Source organism: Bacillus sp. D7-8 (assembly GCF_052055895.1).
GTDB classification, from domain to species: Bacteria; Bacillota; Bacilli; order Bacillales; family Bacillaceae; genus Bacillus; species Bacillus velezensis.
Genome location: NZ_CP179922.1, coordinates 3,199,218 through 3,217,954, shown reverse-complemented (window position 1 = coordinate 3,217,954; position 18,737 = coordinate 3,199,218). Strand labels below are relative to the sequence as shown.

Annotated in this window: 23 protein-coding genes and 1 other RNA gene; 20 read left to right on the top strand and 4 right to left on the bottom strand. The window is 48.5% G+C overall.

All coding sequences use genetic code 11. The annotated features are described in order from the left end of the window. The first annotated feature begins 1 nt into the window (after position 1). Genes ACKTRM_RS15855 through opuCD form a run of 3 tightly spaced genes read left to right on the top strand, consistent with a single transcriptional unit; the run spans position 2 to position 2,278 of the window. On the top strand, positions 2-655 hold the full coding sequence (locus tag ACKTRM_RS15855; RefSeq protein WP_003151654.1) for an ABC transporter permease: 654 nt from the start codon (positions 2-4) through the stop codon (positions 653-655). Between the two features lie 37 nt (positions 656-692). Then, positions 693-1,586, top strand: coding sequence for an osmoprotectant ABC transporter substrate-binding lipoprotein OpuCC (gene opuCC, locus ACKTRM_RS15850; protein WP_123912820.1), 894 nt, complete (start codon positions 693-695; stop codon positions 1,584-1,586). A 17-nt stretch (positions 1,587-1,603) separates the two neighbouring features. Continuing rightward, positions 1,604-2,278, top strand: a complete 675-nt coding sequence (gene opuCD, locus ACKTRM_RS15845; RefSeq protein WP_012118473.1) for a glycine betaine/carnitine/choline/choline sulfate ABC transporter permease OpuCD — start codon at positions 1,604-1,606, stop codon at positions 2,276-2,278. 35 nt (positions 2,279-2,313) lie between these two features. Here opuCD and ACKTRM_RS15840 read toward each other — a convergent pair whose 3' ends face one another. Further along, entirely contained in the window at positions 2,314-2,847 is a 534-nt protein-coding gene (locus ACKTRM_RS15840; protein WP_003151660.1) for a GbsR/MarR family transcriptional regulator, read from the bottom strand. Positions 2,848-3,132: 285 nt separating this feature from the next. Between ACKTRM_RS15840 and ACKTRM_RS15835 the strand changes: the two genes are divergently transcribed. From ACKTRM_RS15835 to ACKTRM_RS15795, 9 genes are all read left to right on the top strand, one after another. Continuing rightward, positions 3,133-4,278, top strand: coding sequence for a betaine/proline/choline family ABC transporter ATP-binding protein (locus tag ACKTRM_RS15835; protein ID WP_012118472.1), 1,146 nt, complete (start codon positions 3,133-3,135; stop codon positions 4,276-4,278). 16 nt (positions 4,279-4,294) lie between these two features. Then, positions 4,295-4,948 carry an ABC transporter permease gene (locus tag ACKTRM_RS15830; protein ID WP_007409977.1) on the top strand — a complete coding sequence of 218 codons (654 nt, stop codon included), beginning with the start codon at positions 4,295-4,297 and terminating at the stop codon, positions 4,946-4,948. Between the two features lie 14 nt (positions 4,949-4,962). Further along, entirely contained in the window at positions 4,963-5,880 is a 918-nt protein-coding gene (locus ACKTRM_RS15825) for an osmoprotectant ABC transporter substrate-binding protein (RefSeq protein WP_012118471.1), read from the top strand. A gap of 18 nt (positions 5,881-5,898) precedes the next feature. Next, positions 5,899-6,576, top strand: a complete 678-nt coding sequence (locus tag ACKTRM_RS15820) for an ABC transporter permease (protein ID WP_007613829.1) — start codon at positions 5,899-5,901, stop codon at positions 6,574-6,576. Between the two features lie 110 nt (positions 6,577-6,686). Then, complete coding sequence (locus ACKTRM_RS15815; RefSeq protein ID WP_012118470.1) at positions 6,687-7,400, top strand: lantibiotic protection ABC transporter ATP-binding protein; 714 nt, start codon at positions 6,687-6,689, stop codon at positions 7,398-7,400. After that, positions 7,397-8,131, top strand: a complete 735-nt coding sequence (locus ACKTRM_RS15810; RefSeq protein ID WP_012118469.1) for a lantibiotic immunity ABC transporter MutE/EpiE family permease subunit — start codon at positions 7,397-7,399, stop codon at positions 8,129-8,131. Before ACKTRM_RS15815 ends, ACKTRM_RS15810 begins: the two co-directional genes overlap by 4 nt. Next, a complete protein-coding gene (locus ACKTRM_RS15805; protein WP_012118468.1) occupies positions 8,128-8,898 on the top strand; it encodes a lantibiotic immunity ABC transporter MutG family permease subunit in 771 nt (256 codons plus the stop codon). Before ACKTRM_RS15810 ends, ACKTRM_RS15805 begins: the two co-directional genes overlap by 4 nt. A 21-nt stretch (positions 8,899-8,919) precedes the next feature. Next, complete coding sequence (locus ACKTRM_RS15800; RefSeq protein WP_007613820.1) at positions 8,920-9,582, top strand: response regulator transcription factor; 663 nt, start codon at positions 8,920-8,922, stop codon at positions 9,580-9,582. Next, entirely contained in the window at positions 9,573-10,976 is a 1,404-nt protein-coding gene (locus ACKTRM_RS15795) for a sensor histidine kinase (protein ID WP_012118467.1), read from the top strand. The genes ACKTRM_RS15800 and ACKTRM_RS15795 overlap by 10 nt, the downstream gene beginning before the upstream one ends. An 84-nt stretch (positions 10,977-11,060) precedes the next feature. On the opposite strand, the gene ACKTRM_RS15790 is transcribed toward ACKTRM_RS15795, so the two are convergent. The 3 genes from ACKTRM_RS15790 to ACKTRM_RS15780 all read right to left on the bottom strand — a co-directional run bounded on the left by ACKTRM_RS15790 (position 11,061) and on the right by ACKTRM_RS15780 (position 12,326). Next, positions 11,061-11,378, bottom strand: a complete 318-nt coding sequence (locus tag ACKTRM_RS15790; protein ID WP_003151672.1) for a winged helix-turn-helix transcriptional regulator — start codon at positions 11,376-11,378, stop codon at positions 11,061-11,063. Between the two features lie 81 nt (positions 11,379-11,459). After that, positions 11,460-11,891: a helix-turn-helix domain-containing protein gene (locus tag ACKTRM_RS15785; protein WP_012118466.1), complete on the bottom strand. Its 432-nt coding sequence runs from the start codon at positions 11,889-11,891 to the stop codon at positions 11,460-11,462. Positions 11,892-11,915: 24 nt separating this feature from the next. After that, the gene (locus tag ACKTRM_RS15780) at positions 11,916-12,326 is read right to left on the bottom strand and encodes a helix-turn-helix domain-containing protein (RefSeq protein ID WP_003151677.1); all 411 of its coding nucleotides are present in this window, start codon (positions 12,324-12,326) and stop codon (positions 11,916-11,918) included. Positions 12,327-12,521: 195 nt separating this feature from the next. Here ACKTRM_RS15780 and ACKTRM_RS15775 point away from each other — a divergent pair, with 195 nt between their 5' ends. From ACKTRM_RS15775 to ACKTRM_RS15740, 8 genes are all read left to right on the top strand, one after another. Beyond that, positions 12,522-12,707 carry a helix-turn-helix domain-containing protein gene (locus tag ACKTRM_RS15775; RefSeq protein ID WP_087920807.1) on the top strand — a complete coding sequence of 62 codons (186 nt, stop codon included), beginning with the start codon at positions 12,522-12,524 and terminating at the stop codon, positions 12,705-12,707. Positions 12,708-12,830: 123 nt separating this feature from the next. Beyond that, a complete protein-coding gene (gene secG / locus ACKTRM_RS15770; protein ID WP_003151681.1) occupies positions 12,831-13,061 on the top strand; it encodes a preprotein translocase subunit SecG in 231 nt (76 codons plus the stop codon). A gap of 118 nt (positions 13,062-13,179) precedes the next feature. Then, positions 13,180-13,920, top strand: coding sequence for an alpha/beta hydrolase (locus ACKTRM_RS15765; protein ID WP_007409986.1), 741 nt, complete (start codon positions 13,180-13,182; stop codon positions 13,918-13,920). Positions 13,921-13,938: 18 nt separating this feature from the next. Continuing rightward, the gene (gene rnr, locus ACKTRM_RS15760; RefSeq protein WP_012118465.1) at positions 13,939-16,272 is read left to right on the top strand and encodes a ribonuclease R; all 2,334 of its coding nucleotides are present in this window, start codon (positions 13,939-13,941) and stop codon (positions 16,270-16,272) included. 139 nt (positions 16,273-16,411) lie between these two features. Beyond that, entirely contained in the window at positions 16,412-16,882 is a 471-nt protein-coding gene (gene smpB / locus ACKTRM_RS15755; RefSeq protein ID WP_003151688.1) for an SsrA-binding protein, read from the top strand. A gap of 167 nt (positions 16,883-17,049) precedes the next feature. Beyond that, positions 17,050-17,412, top strand: a transfer-messenger RNA (tmRNA) gene (gene ssrA, locus ACKTRM_RS15750). 75 nt (positions 17,413-17,487) lie between these two features. Then, complete coding sequence (locus ACKTRM_RS15745) at positions 17,488-17,793, top strand: barstar family protein (protein WP_012118464.1); 306 nt, start codon at positions 17,488-17,490, stop codon at positions 17,791-17,793. A 114-nt stretch (positions 17,794-17,907) separates the two neighbouring features. Beyond that, positions 17,908-18,702: an SDR family NAD(P)-dependent oxidoreductase gene (locus ACKTRM_RS15740; protein WP_023357135.1), complete on the top strand. Its 795-nt coding sequence runs from the start codon at positions 17,908-17,910 to the stop codon at positions 18,700-18,702. The last annotated feature ends 35 nt before the right edge of the window (positions 18,703-18,737 follow it).

The window sequence follows — 18,737 nt, the reverse complement described above, 5'->3', positions numbered from 1 at the left end:
AATGAATGAAATGATCAAGTTTTTGCAGACGAACGGCGGAGAACTGTTATATAAAACGTGGGAGCATTTATACATTTCGATCATCGCCGTCATATTAGGCATTGTCGTCGCCGTTCCGCTCGGAGTGGCGCTGACGAGAATGAAAAAGGGCGCAGGCGCCGTCATCGGCGCCGTCAACATTGTGCAGACCTTGCCGAGTCTCGCGATACTGGCGTTTTTTATCCCGCTGTTAGGCGTGGGAAAGGTGCCCGCGATCGTCGCGCTGTTTTTCTATTCGGTGCTGCCGATTCTCAGGAACACGTATACCGGCATTCAAGGCGTAAACAAAAATCTGCTGGAATCGGGAAAAGGCATCGGCATGACGGTCTGGGAGCAGATCAGGCTTGTGGAACTGCCGCTTGCGGTTCCGGTGATCATGGCGGGCATCCGTACATCCACCATTTATCTGATCGGCTGGGCGACGCTTGCTTCCTTTATCGGGGGCGGCGGGCTCGGAGACTATATTTTTATCGGCCTGAATCTCTATCAGCCTGAATATATTATCGGCGGCGCCGTGCCGGTCACCATTTTAGCCATTATCATTGATTATCTGCTAGCGGCGACGGAACGGAAGGTGACGCCGAAAGGGCTGAAAGGACTGAAGGAAGTATCATAAGGAGTTGGCTGTTTTGAAAAGAAACCAAAAGAGATGGATGTGCGTACTGGCGCTGTCAGCTGCTCTGCTTCTAGGCGGCTGTTCCCTTCCCGGCCTGAGCGGGGCTTCCGATGATACGATCAAAATCGGGGCGCAAAGCATGACGGAATCAGAAATTATCGCCAATATGATCGCACAGATGATTGAGCACAATACAGACTTGAATACGGCATTAATTAAAAACCTCGGATCGAACTATGTCCAGCAGCAGGCGATGCTCGGCGGTGAAATCGATATCGCCGCGACGCGCTACTCGGGAACGGATTTAACGAGCACCCTCGGCATGGAAGCGGAAAAAGACCCGAAAAAAGCATTATCCATCGTCCAGAAGGAATTTGAGAAACGCTTCCATTACAAATGGTTTGATTCTTACGGATTTGAGAACACATACGCTTTTACCGTCACGAAAGAACTTGCGGAAAAAGACCATTTAGACAAAGTGTCCGATATTAAGAAGCATGCGGATCAATTTAAGCTCGGTGTAGACAATGCGTGGCTGAAAAGAAAAGGCGACGGCTATAAAGGCTTTACCGACACGTACGGCTTTGAATTCGGCACAACCTATCCGATGCAGATCGGACTTGTATACGATGCCGTGAAAAACGGGAAAATGGATGCCGTCCTCGCCTATTCAACGGACGGACGGATTAAAGCGTACGATCTGAAAATTTTAAAAGACGACAAGCGGTTTTTCCCGCCGTATGACTGTTCGCCGGTCATTCCCGACAGCGTGCTGAAGCAGCATCCTGAACTGAAGGGCATTGTGAATAAACTGATCGGCAAAATCGATACGGAAACGATGCAGGAATTGAATTACGAGGTGGACGGCAAGCTGAAAGAACCGTCCGTCGTCGCTAAAGAATTTTTGGAGAAACATCATTATTTTGAATAAGAAATGAGGTGGGGCAAATGGAAGTGCTGCAGCAGCTCGGCACTTATTATTCTCAAAACGGCGCCTATGTGCTTCAGGAGTTTTACCGCCATTTTCTCATGTCGGTATACGGCGTTTTATTTGCGGCGATCGTCGGTGTCCCGCTCGGCATCTTCATTGCCAGGCACAGAACATTAAGCGGCTGGGTATTCGCGGTGACAAACGTGATTCAGACCGTGCCGGCGCTTGCGATGCTTGCGGTGCTGATGCTCGTCATGGGGCTCGGCGCCAATACGGTGATATTGTCGCTGTTTTTATATTCGCTTCTTCCGATCATCCGGAATACGTACACGGGAATCGCCAGCATTGAACACGCTTATCTTGAATCGGGAAAAGCGATGGGCATGACCAAATTTCAGGTGCTCCGCATGGTGGAGCTGCCGCTTGCGCTTTCCGTCATCATGGCGGGGCTGCGGACGGCGCTCGTCATCGCGATCGGCATTACGGCAATCGGAACGTTTGTCGGCGCGGGCGGACTCGGTGACATTATTGTCAGGGGCTCAAACGCCACGAACGGAACCGCGATTATTTTGGCCGGCGCCATTCCGACAGCGCTGATGGCCGTTATCGCAGATCTTGTGATGGCATGGCTGGAGCGGGCGCTGAGTCCGGTGAGAAAGAAAAAACGAACCAAAGCGCCGAATGCGGCATGAAAAAAAAACGCCTTGCGGGTCAGGGCGTTTTTTTCTTATGGCTTCGGAACATGCTTGAAAATTTCTTCGCTTTCAAAAAACTCGATCAGGCGGCTGATCCAGTTGTAGTAATCAAGCCAATCCTTTAATTCTTTCAGCAGTTCGTTGATTTTTTCCTCAGCTTCTTCCGGCACGCCGTTTTCAAGGACGGCTGTCAGTTCGCGGTTCAGCTTTTTATGCATCATTTTATTTTTGCTGACGACCTTGCTCCATGTGGCCGTAAACAGCGTAATAAAGGTTTGGTAATAATCCTGCTCGACGTCGTATAAATCTTTGCGGACGCCTTTTTCAAACACTTTTTCCGCCAGATTGACGTCAAGCATTTCACGGACCGCCTGGCTCATTCTCGTTTTGCTCATGCCGGTCGCTTCTGATAATTCAGTTAAGGTCATCGGCTTGCGGTTCATATAAATAATGCCTAAAATGCGCCCCACCGTCGCGGGCATTCCGAATGTATGCATATTTTCAGCGATTCGTTCTATCAAATGATCTTCAGCTTGTTCGATTACGTGTAACGGATCTTTCTCCAACAGTTTCAATCCTTTCAGTCAGCAATTCCGATGTCAATATACCACATTTTTAAACCGGCGGAAATGCTCTTCCGAGAGAATTTGGCAGTAATCCGGAGCAATAAGAAGAACTTTGCCGGTCAATACGGGTTAATCAGTGCTTACACAACCTTTATATATAATATGGACAAATTGTAAACTTTTTAATTTACAAAGTTTAATTTATAATGGAAAACGTTCAATTGTCTGAAAAGTTAAATTTGAATTTAACGAATTGAATAAACTTCATCGTGGAGGTGTGAGTGTTTGCTGACATTAGAAAATGTCTCGAAAATGTATAAAGGCGGGAAAAAAGCCGTCAACAGCATCAACCTGAATATCGCCAAAGGCGAATTTATTTGTTTTATCGGGCCGAGCGGCTGCGGCAAAACGACGACGATGAAAATGATCAACCGCTTAATTGAACCGACAGAAGGCAGAATCCTGATAGAAGGCCGAAACATTATGGAACAAGACCCGGTGGAACTCAGAAGAAGCATCGGCTATGTCATCCAGCAGATCGGGCTGTTTCCGCATATGACCATTCAGCAGAACATTACGCTCGTTCCGAAGCTTTTAAAGCATCCTGCCGAAAAACGGAAGGAACGGGCGCGGGAGCTTTTAAAGCTCGTTGATATGGGGCCTGAATATTTAGACCGTTACCCTCATGAACTGAGCGGAGGACAGCAGCAGCGAATAGGTGTATTACGGGCACTTGCCGCAGAGCCGCCGCTCATCTTAATGGATGAACCGTTCGGGGCGCTTGACCCGATTACGAGAGATTCCCTTCAGGAAGAATTTAAAAAACTGCAAAAAACCTTACATAAAACCATCGTATTTGTTACCCATGATATGGACGAAGCCATCAAGCTTGCGGACAGAATCGTCATTCTGAAAGCGGGAGAAATCGTCCAGGCCGGAACGCCTGATGAGATTCTCAGATTTCCGGCGAATGAATTTGTTGAGGAGTTTATCGGCAAGGAACGGCTGATCCAATCATCCAGCCCTGATATTGAACGGGTGGAGCAGATCATGAATCCCGATCCCGTGACGGTAACACCTGAGAAAACACTGTCAGCCGCCATTCAGCTGATGCGTGCCGAGCGGGTGGATTCGCTGCTCGTCATTGATGAAAAGAACGTTCTCCAAGGTTATGTCGATGTGGAGATGATTGACCGCAAACGAAGACAAGCGGTAACCGTCGCGGAAGTGCTTTACCGGGATCTGTACACGGTCAGAAGCGGCACTCTGCTCCGCGACGCCGTCCATAAAATTTTAAAAAGAGGCATGAAATTTGTGCCGGTCCTTGATGAAGCCGGCCGGCTAACGGGAATCGTGACAAGGGCAAGCCTCGTTGACATCGTCTATGACTCCATCTGGGGAGAAGAGAATCAGCTCGCGGTGATGTCATGAGGAGGCTTCAATTGATATGAATCAGACCGTGCAATTTTTACAGGCAAATGGAGGAGAGATGCTTTATAAAACATGGGAGCATCTGTACATCTCATTAATCGCCGTCATGGCGGGCATTCTCGCCGCCGTTCCGCTCGGCGTCCTGCTGACGAGGATGAAAAGAGGAGCCGGCGCCGTCATCGGCATCGTCAACATCATTCAAACTTTGCCGAGCCTTGCCATTCTTGCGTTTTTTATTCCGCTTTTAGGCGTAGGAAAGATCCCGGCCGTTGCGGCGCTGTTTTTCTATTCGATGCTGCCGATTCTCAGAAACACGTATACGGGGATTCTCGGCGTCAATCGGCATCTTTTGGAATCGGGAAAAGGAATCGGCATGACGGCATGGGAGCAGATCAGGCTTGTAGAGCTCCCGCTTGCCGCTCCGGTCATCATGGCGGGCATCAGGACGTCTTCGATTTATTTAATCGGCTGGGCGACGCTCGCCTCCTTTATCGGCGGAGGCGGGCTGGGAGATTACATTTTTATCGGCTTAAACCTTTATCAGCCGGAGTATATTATCGCAGGCGCCGTTCCGGTCACAGTGCTTGCGGCAGCCGTCGATTACATGCTGGGGATGACAGAACGGAAAGTCACGCCTGACGGGCTGAAAAGCATAAAGGACGCTTCATAAGGAGGAGGTCTCTCATGGGGAATAGATGCAAAAAACGGCTGCTCGCAATGGCCTGTATCGGCATGCTGCTCCTTGGCGGCTGTTCGCTCCCAGGATTGAGCGCCGCGTCGGAGGATACCATCAAAATCGGTGCGCAAAGCATGACCGAATCAGAAATCATCGCGAGCATGCTCGGACAGATGATCGAACATCACAGCGGGTTGAAGACAACGGTTATTAAAAATCTCGGCTCCAATGCCGTACAGCAGCAATCCTTGATAAACGGTGATATTGATATCGCCGCGACGCGCTATACAGGTGACGCGCTGACCGGGACGCTTCGCATGGAGCCGGAAAAAGACCCGGACAAAGCGCTGCGGCTCGTTCAGCGTGAATTTCAAAACAGATATGACATGAAATGGTTTGATTCTTACGGCTTTGATAATACATACGTCTTTACCGTTTCCGGACAGCTTGCCCGCAAGTACCATTTAGAATCGGTATCCGATGTCAAAAAAGAAGCGTCTCATCTGAAATTCGGCGTAGATAACTACTGGATGAAGCTGAGAGGCAACGGATATCAGGATTTTATGAACACATACGGAATGTCATTTGAAGGCACGTATCCGATGCAGATCGGCCTTGTTTACGACGCGCTGAAAAGCAGAAAGATGGATATCGCGCTCGCTTATTCCACCGACGGAAGAATCATCGCTTACGGACTGAAAACGCTGAAGGATGATAAGCGGTTCTTTCCTCCGTATGACTGTTCACCCGTCGTTCCGGATCAAGTATTAAAAGAGCATCCCGAACTGGAGGGCGTGATCAATCAAATGATCGGCGCGATTGATACAAAGATGATGCAGAAAATGAATTACGAAGTTGACGGCCGATTAAAAGAGCCGTCCGTCGTGGCCAAGGAATATTTAGAAAAACATCATTACTTTGAATAACGGAAAGGAGATGTGCGGATGGACACGATGAAGGAGCTGTTTACGTATTATGCTCAAAACGGCAGTTATGTTCTGTATGAGTGCTGGCGGCACTTTCTCATGTCGGCGTACGGCGTCGTTTTCGCCGCCGTTTTCGCCATTCCGGCCGGAATTGTGACAGCAAGGCACGGGCGTCTCGCCGGCTGGGTGTTTGCTGTGGCGAACGTGATTCAAACCGTTCCGGCGCTTGCGATGCTCGCCGTCCTGATGCTCGTCATGGGACTCGGCGCCAATACGGTCATCACGGCTTTGTTTTTGTATTCACTGCTGCCGATTCTCAGAAATACGCACACGGGCATTATCAATATCGAGCACGCTTATCTCGAGTCGGGAAAGGCGATGGGCATGACGAAATACCAAATCCTTCGTATGGTGGAGCTGCCGCTTGCGCTTTCCGTCATTATGGCGGGTCTCCGAACGGCGCTCGTCATTGCCATCGGCATCACGGCGATCGGCACCTTCGTCGGGGCGGGCGGCCTCGGCGATATGATCGTCAGAGGGTCGAACGCGACAAACGGAACCGCCATTATTTTGGCGGGCGCCATCCCGACCGCGCTGATGGCGGTAGCCGCAGACCTGCTGATGGCGTGGCTGGAACGAGCCCTCAGCCCGGTGAAAAAACAAAAAAGAAAGCTGATCGTACGCTCAGCCTCATGAAAAAAAGCATTCTTCCGCGTGAAGGATGCTTTTTTTGATTTCTTGATTAAATTTTGATAACTGCGCTGTAAAGTCTTACTTATCAAATAACAAAGCAGAGGGGTAATCAAATGAGCAACATCTTAGAAACGAGACAGCTGCAAAAATCATTCGGCAGACAACAGGCAGTGGCTGATGTGTCTCTATCGGTTAAGCGCAACAGTATATACGGCCTGCTCGGTCCGAACGGCGCCGGAAAATCAACGACTCTTAAAATATTGACCGGAATCTTGCAGCAAACATCTGGCGAGGTTCTGTTCGACGGACATACATGGAAGCGCGAAGACTTGAAAAGCATCGGTTCCCTGATTGAAGCGCCGCCGCTTTACAGCAACCTGACAGCTGCTGAAAATCTGAAAGTCCGCTGCGTGATGCTCGGGCTGCCTGATTCAAGAATTGCGGAAGTGCTGGAAATCACGGGATTAACGGGAACCGGAAAAAAGCGCGCCGGACAATTTTCTATGGGAATGAAGCAGCGTCTCGGCATTGCGTTAGCATTATTAAACCGTCCGTCGCTCTTAATTCTTGATGAGCCGACAAACGGATTGGACCCGATGGGAATTCAGGATTTGCGGGAATTTATCCGCTCCCTGCCCGGACAGGGAATGACGGTTATTTTATCTAGCCACCTGTTATCAGAAGTCGAGCAGATCGCAGACCATATCGGAATCATCAGTGACGGCGTTTTAGGATATCAGGGAGAAATCAGCCGGGAAGACGATCTGGAGCGGCTGTTTCTGGAGGTAGTCAAATCAACACGGGAGAAAGCGGGGACAGGAAAATGATTCAGTACATGCAGGCGGAACACCTTACATCTAAAAGAACATTTATCAGAAAGCTGATCATTCTTATCCCGCTTCTGAACACGGCTTTTTCTTTTCTGCTGAATGCCGCCTATTTTATGACGGGCACGTTCAATTGGTGGGCGGTTATTTTCATGCCGCTCATGATTGCTCTAATGTGCGGTTTATCTGTTAAAAAAGAGAAAAAATCTGCGATTGACCGCGCGGTGTACTCACTGCCGGCTGACTTGAAGAGCATATGGTTCTCAAAAATAAGCTTGATCGCGCTGTATTCACTCCTGTCGCAAATCGTCTTTTTCATCATCATGTTTTTTCTTGGCCTTGTGTTTCCAGCAATTGCTGCGGTTCAGCTGAAAGGTATTGAAGCAAGCTCCCTTTTGTGGCTGACGACGCTTTGGGAAATCCCATTGTGCTTATGGATTGCCAGGCAGTTCGGGTTTACGGCAGTCATCCTCATGAATATGATCGCCGCCTTTGTTTTGGGTATTGTGCCGGCGTCCGGTTCATTGTGGTGGCTGAGTCCATGGAGCTGGTCAGTCCGGCTGATGTCACCGATTCTCGGGATCCATCCGAACGGAATTCCGCTTCCCGCAAACAGCGGCTTATTAAACGGAAACGTGATCATTCCGGCTATTATTCTTTCTATTCTTTCTTTTATCGCAATAAGTTTTGTTTCCGCCGTGTCTTTTTCAAAAGGGGGAAACCGGTCATGACCGTGCTTTTACGATATATGTGGGCCGATGTATTAAAAATGAAGCGTACGCCGCTCATATGGATGCATGCTGCGGCGCCGGTTTTATGCGCGGGATTTTTCCTGTTGTCTATGTATGGAAGGGTTCAGGAGCCTTATATGCTGTACAGTGTGTTTTTCAGCGCGATTGCCGTTTTATACCCTTTCATCATCAGTATTGTCTGCGGCATGTCTGCCTCCGTCGAGGAACAGGCGGGTCATTTTCAGATGATGCTGGCGGTTCCGTATTCTAAAATTATCAGTTTTGCGGGAAAGCTGCTTTTGCTGCTCCTATTGAATGTGTTATCGGCAGGTCTTGCCATCTGTCTTTATTTGGCGGGGATGAAATTTGTTCTTCACATCAATGATCTCCCGTATCTTCTCTTTTTAAAAGGAGGGGCGTGGCTGATTGCCGGCAGTATTCCGCTTTATATGATGTCTTTTTTTGTCAGCATAAAGTACGGCATGGGACCGTCCGGACTTTTAGGAGGAGCGGGATTATTAATGGCGGCGCTCATGAATACGGGACTTGGCGATACCATCTGGCGTTTTTTCCCGTGGGCATGGAGCGTGCGGCTTTCGGGCCTTGCAGGACTGCTGCATTTTGACAAAGTCAAAAAAGAGTTCCTCCCTTATGTAAGATACGATATGAGATTCGGAGAAATAATGTTATATTTTTCTATAGTGATATTATGTCTGGCCGGCCTCTATTGGTGCAGAAGATGGGAAGGGCGGCGTTCATATGAATAAAGGCAAGGAGCGATTCGGCCGGTGGCAAACATTTTAGCAATTGATGATGAAAAAGATATTCTCGTTCTGATCAGAAACATTTTACAGCGTGATCAGCATACAGTAACGATTCTGGAAAAAGCGGAGGATCAGTCATTGGATTTTTTTCAAGGCTATGATTTGATTCTTCTTGATGTCATGATGCCCGGAACGGACGGGATTGAACTCTGCCGGCGGATTCGGCCGCTGGTGGACAGCCCGATCCTGTTTTTAACGGCAAAGTCTGACGAAGAATCCATTGTGAAAGGCCTCATGACAGGCGCTGATGATTACATCACAAAGCCGTTCGGCGTACAGGAATTGATGGCAAGGGTAAACGCGCATGTCAGAAGGGAACGGCGGGAAAAGCATCAGACGAAACGGCTGATATCAGGCTTCATGTTTGATTTTGACAATAAAGAAGTATGGATTGATGACCGGAAACTGCCTCTTACGAAAAACGAATATAAAATCGTTGAATGTCTGGCACAGCATAAAAACAGAACATTCTCACGGGAGCAGATTTACGAGGAAGTGTACGGCTTGGACGGCGATGCGCTCTATTCAACCATTACGGAGTTTATCAGAACCATCCGGAAAAAATGTAAAGAACACGGGGCTGATCCGATCAAAACGGTGTGGGGTGTCGGATACAAATGGGAATAGCAAAAGGAAAATCCAGCATCCGCAAAGAGCTTGTCAAATTTACGATCACACTGTGTCTGAGCACGATGGGGGTGGCGGCATTATGTGTCGCCTTAAATGCCATTGCTATGAATGCCGGAGCGATCCTGCCCGCAAACTACAGCGAGCATGAGGCGGAACAGATCAAACCCCGCCTGAAATCAGCGGAAAAGATAACAGAAGACATGATCCCCGCAGGTATGACATACGCCGTTTTTGATAAAAAAACAAAGCGGATGACAAAAGGAACGATGACGGAACAAGATGCGGCCAACGCGAGAAAAAAGATTCAGCATCAGCCGTATTTTAATTATGCTCAAAAAGGATTCATGGTGATAAATCGGAAAGATGAATACGGCGTTCTCCAATATTCACTCAGGTCGGAATTTCAGTCGCCGCTGTTAAGGCGCTATCTGCCGAATTATGAATGGACGGGTCTTACGATTCTGATCACTTTGCTTCTTTTGACCGTTTTTATTGTGACGACGCGTTTCGCCAATCAGCTGAGACGGCATTTCAGCACACTCAGCTCCATTACGGCAAGCATTCAAAAACAGAATTTAAATATCAATCCAAAAAGGTCGCGTATAAAAGAATTTGACGATGTCATTGACTCTCTGCTGAAAATGAAAGACGCGCTTCAGGCATCTTTGGCGGCGCAATGGGAGGCGGAGCGGATAAAGAAAGAACAAATCGGCGCGCTTGCGCATGATATTAAAATTCCGGCAACGATCATTAAAGGAAATGCCGAACTGCTTCAGTTAACAGAACCTGATGAGGAGCAGGCGGAATATGCGCAGTATATTCTGGATGCCGGAAACAAAATCGAGCATTATGTCGGACAGCTGATCCACCTTTCTAAAGCGGAGGAGGCAGTTGCCGTTCATGTGGAATATACCGACCTCAAAGAGTGGATTCAAAACATATATCGTGACGCGGCGGCGCTTGCGGGGCCGAAACAGATTGATCTCGTCCTCAGCGAACGGGGAATTGACCGAATAGAAGCGCCGATCGATCATGAGCTGCTCCACAGGGCGGTCATGAATATCGCGGCAAATGCCGTCGACTATACGCCGGAAGGAGGGGAAATCCGTGTGGACGTCCTGTGCACCGATTCCGCCCTCCATCTCGCCGTATCCGACAGCGGAAGCGGGTTCTCGCCGGAAGCGCTGAAAAGAGCGACACAGCTTTTTTACACGGAAGATAAAAGCAGACATTCGGCGGGGCATCACGGCATGGGGCTTACATTCGCCCATCATGTCGTACATCTTCACCACGGCGAATTAATACTTGAAAATCAGGAGTCTGGAGGAGCCCGGGCGGAGATTCGAATTCCGCTGGAAGGCGTCAGACAAAAACAAGCCCTGCACGCCTGAGGGCTTGTTTTTCTGTTTAAGAAAAGCAAAAATAAAAACGGCTGTCCGTTTGAAAGATCAGCCGCTTATGCGGAAAAGAGTTTATCAGGAAGGATCAATCCATGTTGAAGACCACTTGGAAATTTCCTCTAAAATAGGGGCTAATGCGCAGCCTTTTTCCGTTAAAGAATACTCAATGCGGACAGGCGTTTCGGGGATAACATCCCGTTTGATGACACCTTCTGTTTCAAGTTCTTTCAAACGTTCTGACAAGACTCTTCCGCTTAAATTCGGAAGCGCCGCTTCAATTTCGCTAAATCGCTGCTGTCCGTTCAATAACTGAAAGACGATTAGAGCCACCCAGCGTTTACTTAGGATGTCGACCGCTTTTTCGAATCTGGGGCACATTTCTGATTGGTTCATGCTTTTTCACCTCGTCTTCTGCTATTATACCGCAAAATCGGAGGGAACGTACGTCTGGCGCTTGTTAAGTTGAGGAGAGGATCAAAAAGAGGATGAGGAATCCGGGGAGCGCTTTTTCGCTTCAGCCGCGATAAAATCAAAGTATTTGCTGACGCTTTCAATATCTTCTTTTGTGAAATACTGCCACTTTTTGCTGTCAAACAGCGGCAGATGCTCCGCGCCTCTGTCAACGGCGGTCTGATAGATGGCGCAGATGGATTGATAGCTTTCGGAGGTTTCGCGGATTTCTTCCTGAAATGCCTTGATGTGTCCGGCCCGCGCCATTAACTCCTCGTACGGAATTTTTAATGTGTCCGCCAATTTTCGGATGGTCGCGGGTTTAGGAATGCCGCGGTGCCCGTTTTCAATTCTGGAAATGGTCGCCGAGCTGACGCCGGAATAGACGGCAAGCTGATTGACGGTAAGCTTCCGGGCGCGGCGCAGCTCTCTTAATTGCTTTCCGAATGTGTTCAATAAGATCGCCTCACATGTGCAAAGTCATGAGTCTTCATTTGTTCTTTTTTTGGCTTCAGCCGATAAGAACGCAAAGTATTTATCAAGCAGAACCAGGTCTTCTTTCGACAGGTGCCGCCAGTTCTCCCGCTCCAATAGGGATAAATCATGCAGCTCATACGTTTCGGCTTTTTCCAGCAAGGTGCAGCCCGTGTCGTACGGGGCTCTCGTTTCCTGAACGGTCTCTATGTATCCCGCCGTCTGCATCAGTTCCTCATACGGGATTTTTAACGCATCTGCGAGCTTTTTAATGGTTGCAGGTTTCGGCACCCCGCGTTTGCCGTTTTCAATCCGCGAGATTCCCGCGGCGCTGACGCCTGAATACGTTGCCAGCTGGTTCACTGTCAGATGCCTTTTTTCCCGCAATGTCCGCAATTGTTTCCCGAAGCTTTCCACAGTCTCTCCCCCTCCCGCGGTCTATTTATATTCTAGTATGTTTATTGACTAAAGGGAATAGCCAGGCTGGAAAAGTATTGACAAAAGTTAACAAAAGCCGTATCTTATGTATAAGAAAGAAAGTATTTGACAGAACGGAAGGTGAAGAAAGTGGTCGAAAAGATACAGATCAGAAGAGATTATGTGCTGCAGTATATGGTCAATAATGACTACTCGTTAAACCAGCTCGCCCTGGAGATCGGAATATCTCCCGCCACACTGAGCCGTGTACTGAATGGAGAGCGGAGGCCGGGCCAGCTGGTCATCGGAAAAATGCTCTATTACTTTGACATGAAATTTGAAGATCTTTTTTACTACGACTTTGTTGACAAAAGTCAATGATGATGGAAGATTCAAACGCATTTCCGTTTTTCTGACATGATGTGCACCGATACGGCGTGACATGCCTTTGTTTTTCATGTAAAATAGAAGCAATGTAGGCCAGTCAGTCTGGAGGTGTATGGGATGCACACATTATTGATTACCTTATTGGTCATCGTCAGTATTGCACTTATTATTGTCGTATTGCTTCAAACCAGCAAAAGCGCCGGTTTATCGGGTGCAATTTCAGGCGGGGCGGAGCAGCTTTTCGGAAAACAGAAAGCAAGGGGCCTTGATCTGATTCTTCACCGCACAACCGTTGTGCTGGCAGTCTTGTTTTTCGTGTTGACGATTTCGCTGGCGTATATCGTATAAGGCAATGTTTGTATAAGGTCTGATTTAATATCAGGCCTTTTTCTTGTTGAGAGACGGCGTTTGTTTCTCGCAAAACTGTGGAAAACTAAATTGAATGTGCAAAAAAGGGGTTATGAGCATGAAAATTGTGACACCAAAACCATTTACATTTAAAGGCGGAGACAAAGCGGTGCTTCTGCTGCACGGATTTACGGGAAATACGGCAGACGTCAGAATGCTCGGCCGCTACTTGAATGAGCGCGGCTACACTTGTCACGCGCCTCAATATAAAGGGCACGGCGTTCCGCCGGAAGAACTGGTACATACGGGGCCTGAAGATTGGTGGAAAGACGTCATGGACGGTTATGAATATTTACGGTCTGAAGGCTATGAAAACATTGCGGCCTGCGGACTGTCGCTTGGCGGGGTTTTTTCATTGAAATTGGGTTACACTGTACCCATAAAGGGAATTGTTCCTATGTGTGCGCCGATGCACATTAAAAGTGAAGAGGTTATGTACGAAGGAGTTCTTTCCTACGCGCGCAATTATAAAAAATTCGAAGGAAAACAGCCGGAGCAGATTGAAAAGGAAATGAAGGAGTTTGAAAAAACACCGATGAATACGCTCAAATCGCTTCAGGAGCTGATTGCCGATGTGCGCAAAAACGTCGACATGATCTATTCCCCGACATTTGTGGTTCAGGCACGGCATGACCATATGATTAATACAGAAAGTGCGAACATCATTTATAACGAGGTGGAAACGGACGACAAACAGCTGAAATGGTATGAAGAATCAGGCCATGTCATTACGCTCGATAAAGAACGGGACCTCGTTCATCAGGATGTGTACGAATTTTTAGAGAAACTCGATTGGTAACAAACAGGAGGTCGAATAATGGAAAAAGAAGCGTTTATGGACCGTCTTCTCGCGTTTATGAAGGAAGAGGCGTACAAGCCCCTTACCGTTCAGGAACTTGAGGAGATGCTGAACATCACGGAAGCAGATGAATTTAAAGAGCTGGTAAAAGCGCTGGTGGCGCTCGAGGAGACGGGACAGATCGTCCGCACCAGAAGCAACCGCTACGGGCTTCCGGAAAAAATGAATTTAGTAAAAGGAAAAATTTCCGCGCATGCAAAGGGATTCGCGTTTCTATTGCCGGAGGATACCTCTTTAAGCGATGTGTTTATTCCGCCGAATGAGCTGAATACGGCCATGAACGGCGATATCGTCATGGTGCGGCTCAATTCCCAGTCAAGCGGATCGAGACAGGAAGGCACGGTCATCCGCATCTTGGAAAGAAGCATCGACCGCGTCGTGGGCACATACACAGAAACGAAAAGCTTCGGTTTTGTCATCCCGGATGATAAGAAAATCACGAGTGATATTTTTATTCCGAAACATGCCAATAACGGCGCTGCGGAAGGCCATAAAGTCGTCGTCAAACTGACAAGCTACCCTGAAGGCAGAATGAACGCCGAAGGAGAAATCGTTGAAATACTCGGCCATAAAAATGATCCGGGCATCGATATTTTATCAATTATCCATAAGCACGGCCTGCCGGGAGATTTTCCGGCTGAAGCGATGGAGCAGGCAACAAGCACGCCGGATACCATCGATGAAAAAGACATCAAAGACCGCCGTGATCTCCGCGATCAGGTCATTGTCACCATTGACGGCGCGGATGCGAAGGATCTGGATGACGCCGTCACCGTGACAAAGCTTGATAACGGCAGCTACAAGCTCGGCGTCCATATTGCCGACGTCAGCCATTACGTCACGGAGAATTCCCCGATTGACAAAGAAGCGCTGGAAAGAGGGACAAGCGTGTACTTGGTTGACCGGGTCATTCCGATGATTCCGCACAGACTGTCTAACGGAATCTGTTCTTTAAATCCGAAGGTCGACCGCCTGACGCTTTCCTGCGAAATGACAATCAACCAGCAGGGCCAGGTGACAGAGCACGAGATCTTCCAAAGCGTCATTAAAACGACGGAAAGAATGACCTATTCAGATGTCAACCGGATCCTCACAGAAGACGACGCCGAGCTGAAAGAAAGATATGAGCCGCTCGTCCCGATGTTTAAAGACATGGAACGTCTGGCGGAAATTCTCCGGGCGAAACGGATGGACCGCGGCGCCGTGGATTTTGATTTCAAAGAGGCGAAAGTGCTCGTCGATGAGGAAGGCGCCGTAAAAGACGTCGTCATCAGAGAGCGCTCAGTAGCGGAAAAGCTGATTGAAGAATTCATGCTTGTCGCAAACGAAACGGTGGCCGAGCACTTCCATTGGATGAACGTGCCGTTTATTTACCGGATTCACGAAGAGCCGAACGCCGAAAAACTGCAAAAGTTCCTGGAGTTCGTCACGACATTCGGTTATATCGTTAAAGGAAAAGCCGGAGACATTCATCCGCGCGCGCTGCAAAGCATTCTTGATGAAGTGCGGGACCGTCCGGAAGAAACGGTGATTTCAACCGTCATGCTCCGTTCCATGAAGCAGGCGAAATACGACCCGCAAAGCCTGGGCCATTTCGGGCTGGCGACTGAATTTTATACGCACTTCACATCGCCGATCCGCCGTTATCCTGACTTAATCGTTCACAGGCTGATCAGAACGTATTTGATCAACGGACAATCGGACGAAGCGACTCAAGAAAAGTGGGCCGAACGCCTTCCGGAAATCGCTGACCATACGTCAACGATGGAACGGCGCGCCGTTGATGCAGAGCGGGAAACGGACGATCTGAAAAAAGCGGAATATATGCTTGATAAAATCGGCGAGGAATTTGACGGCATGATCAGTTCCGTCACGAATTTCGGAATGTTTGTCGAGCTGCCGAATACGATTGAAGGTCTTGTGCACGTCAGCTTTATGACGGATGATTATTACCGTTTTGACGAGCAGCATTTCGCCATGATCGGCGAACGCACGGGCAACGTTTACCGGATCGGAGATGAAATCACGGTCAAAGTCGTCGACGTCAATAAAGATGAGAGAAACATCGACTTTGAAATTGTCGGCATGAAAGGCACCCGCCGTCCGAGAGAAACGACAGGCGACCGCAGAAAACGCGGCAGACCGGCGCGGAAACGCGTGTTAAACAGCAATACCCCGGCTTCACCGCCGAAATCGGAGGAAAAAGGGGAATGGTTTACAAAACCGAAGAAGAAAAAGAAAAAACGCGGTTTCCAAAACGCGCCGAAACAAAAACGCAAAAAGAAGAAGTAAATGCGAAAAGCAAATGGGGCAAAATGCTCTGTTTGCTTTCTTTCGCAAGCCGCATTTTCATTGTCGCGGAACGCTCCATTTGCTAAAATAAAGCGTATCGCACACATGAACGGTTTTTGCGGAGAGAGGAGGATAAGGCATGCCAAAAGGATCAGGCAAAGTATTATCACAAAACAAAAAAGCAAACCATGATTACTTTATAGAAGAAACCTATGAAACAGGCATCGTGCTGCAGGGAACAGAGATTAAGTCCATCCGCGCCGGCCGCGTAAACATGAAGGATTCCTTTGCGAAAATCGAGCGCGGCGAAGTGTTCCTCCACAACATGCACATCAGCCCGTACGAGCAGGGAAACCGCTATAACCACGACCCGCTCCGGACGAGAAAGCTTTTGATGCACAGGAAAGAAATCAATAAGCTGATCGGCCTGACGAAAGAGAAAGGATATTCCCTCGTGCCGCTGAAGCTGTATTTGAAAAACGGCTTTGCCAAAGTGTTAATCGGCCTCGGAAAAGGGAAGAAAACATACGATAAACGCGAAGATTTAAAACGAAAAGACGCCAAAAGAGAAATCGAAAGAGCGTTCAGAGACAGACAAAAAGGCTTCTGATGCCTGAGCCTTGATGTGATAACTGCCGTATGCTATACTGTTCACACATCAGATTCACAGGCTGTTTATTGAAGACATTCCCAATTGAATTTGTCTGTGATCATGATATAATAACAGTACAGCCAGTTGAGCAAGAGCTTGATAGATCTCCCGTATACCCTTAACAAGGGGACGTTACGGATTCGACAGGGATGGATCGAGCTTGAGCTGCGAGCCGAGAGGCGATCTCGTTAACACGCACCTAAATATAACTGGCAAAACTAAAAGTTTTAACCAAAACTTAGCACTAGCTGCCTAATAAACGCAGCGAGCTCTTCCTGACATTGCCTATGTGTCCGTGAAGAGCACATCCAAGTAGGCTACGCTTGCGTTCCTGTCTGAGAACGTAAGAAGAGACTGACAGACTAGCTCTCGGAAGGCCCGCCCGCAGGCACGAAGACGAGTGAAACACGAAATATGCAGGCTACGCTCGTAGACGCTTAAGTAATCGATGTTTCTGGACGTGGGTTCGACTCCCACCGTCTCCATACATAACAGAGGAACCGCAGTGCCGTCACTTGACCGCACTGCGGTTTTTTCATGCCGAAATCAAGGAGTGAATGTGAATGGAAATCGTCATCATAGACGGAAAAGATGTTACCAGCACAGAAGCTTTACACCGAATCTTGAAAGATCAATTAGATTTCCCGGACTTTTATGGTGAAAATCTGAATGCCTTATGGGATTGTCTGACAGGCTGGATCGAATATCCGCTGACTTTGGTGTGGAAGAATTTTGAGATCAGTCAGAAGGAATTGGGTTTGGATGCTGATGATGTCTTGGAGCTGTTTCAAGAGGCTCAAGAAGAGTTAGGTAATCGGTTTGTCATTCAAATCGATCAGCCGTCAGCCGGGACAACGGACAGGCACTAAAAAGTGCGTACTTCCCCTCATCCATTTTTCTATCCGATAATAGGGACGGAAGGTTTCAGGCTTTCGATTTCTGTCCATATATAAGAAGAGACTTGCGATAGGGAGGAATGGATGATGGATTTGCAGTTGAAAGGAAAGACGGCGCTTGTGACGGGATCTACGTCAGGCATCGGGAAGGCGATTGCGGCTTCGCTGATTGCAGAAGGTGCGGCTGTGATCATTAACGGACGCCGTGAAGAAAAGGTGAACGAAACGATCCGGGAACTAGAGAAACAGACGCCGGATGCCCGTCTCTATCCGGCCGCATTTGATTTAGGCACGGCGGAAGGATGCGGCGCGATTTTTCAGCAGCACCCTGATGTGGATATTCTCGTCAACAATTTAGGAATCTTTGAACCTGCGGAATACTTTGATATTCCTGACGAAGAGTGGCTCCGGTTTTTCGAGGTGAATATCATGAGCGGCGTGAGGCTGACACGCCGGTATGCAAAGCGGATGATTGAACGGAAGGAAGGGCGGGTGATTTTTATCGCGAGTGAAGCGGCCGTCATGCCTTCTCAGGAAATGGCCCATTACAGCGCTACGAAAACAACGCAGCTGTCGCTGTCACGCAGTCTGGCCGAGCTCACGGAAGGGACGAATGTGACGGTGAATACGGTCATGCCGGGCTCCACAAAAACAGAGGGCGTCGAAACGATGCTTGAGTCGCTTTATCCCGGTGAAAACCTGACCGCGGCGGAGGCGGAGAGACGATTTATGAAGGAGAATCGTCCGACGTCGATCATTCAGCGGTTGATCCGTCCGGAAGAAATCGCTCACTTTGTCGCCTTTTTAAGCAGCCCGCTGTCGTCTGCCATTAACGGATCTGCATTGCGGATCGACGGCGGCTTGGTGCGGAGCATTATATGAGATGAATATACAAAAACCCCCGCAAAGTGGCGGGG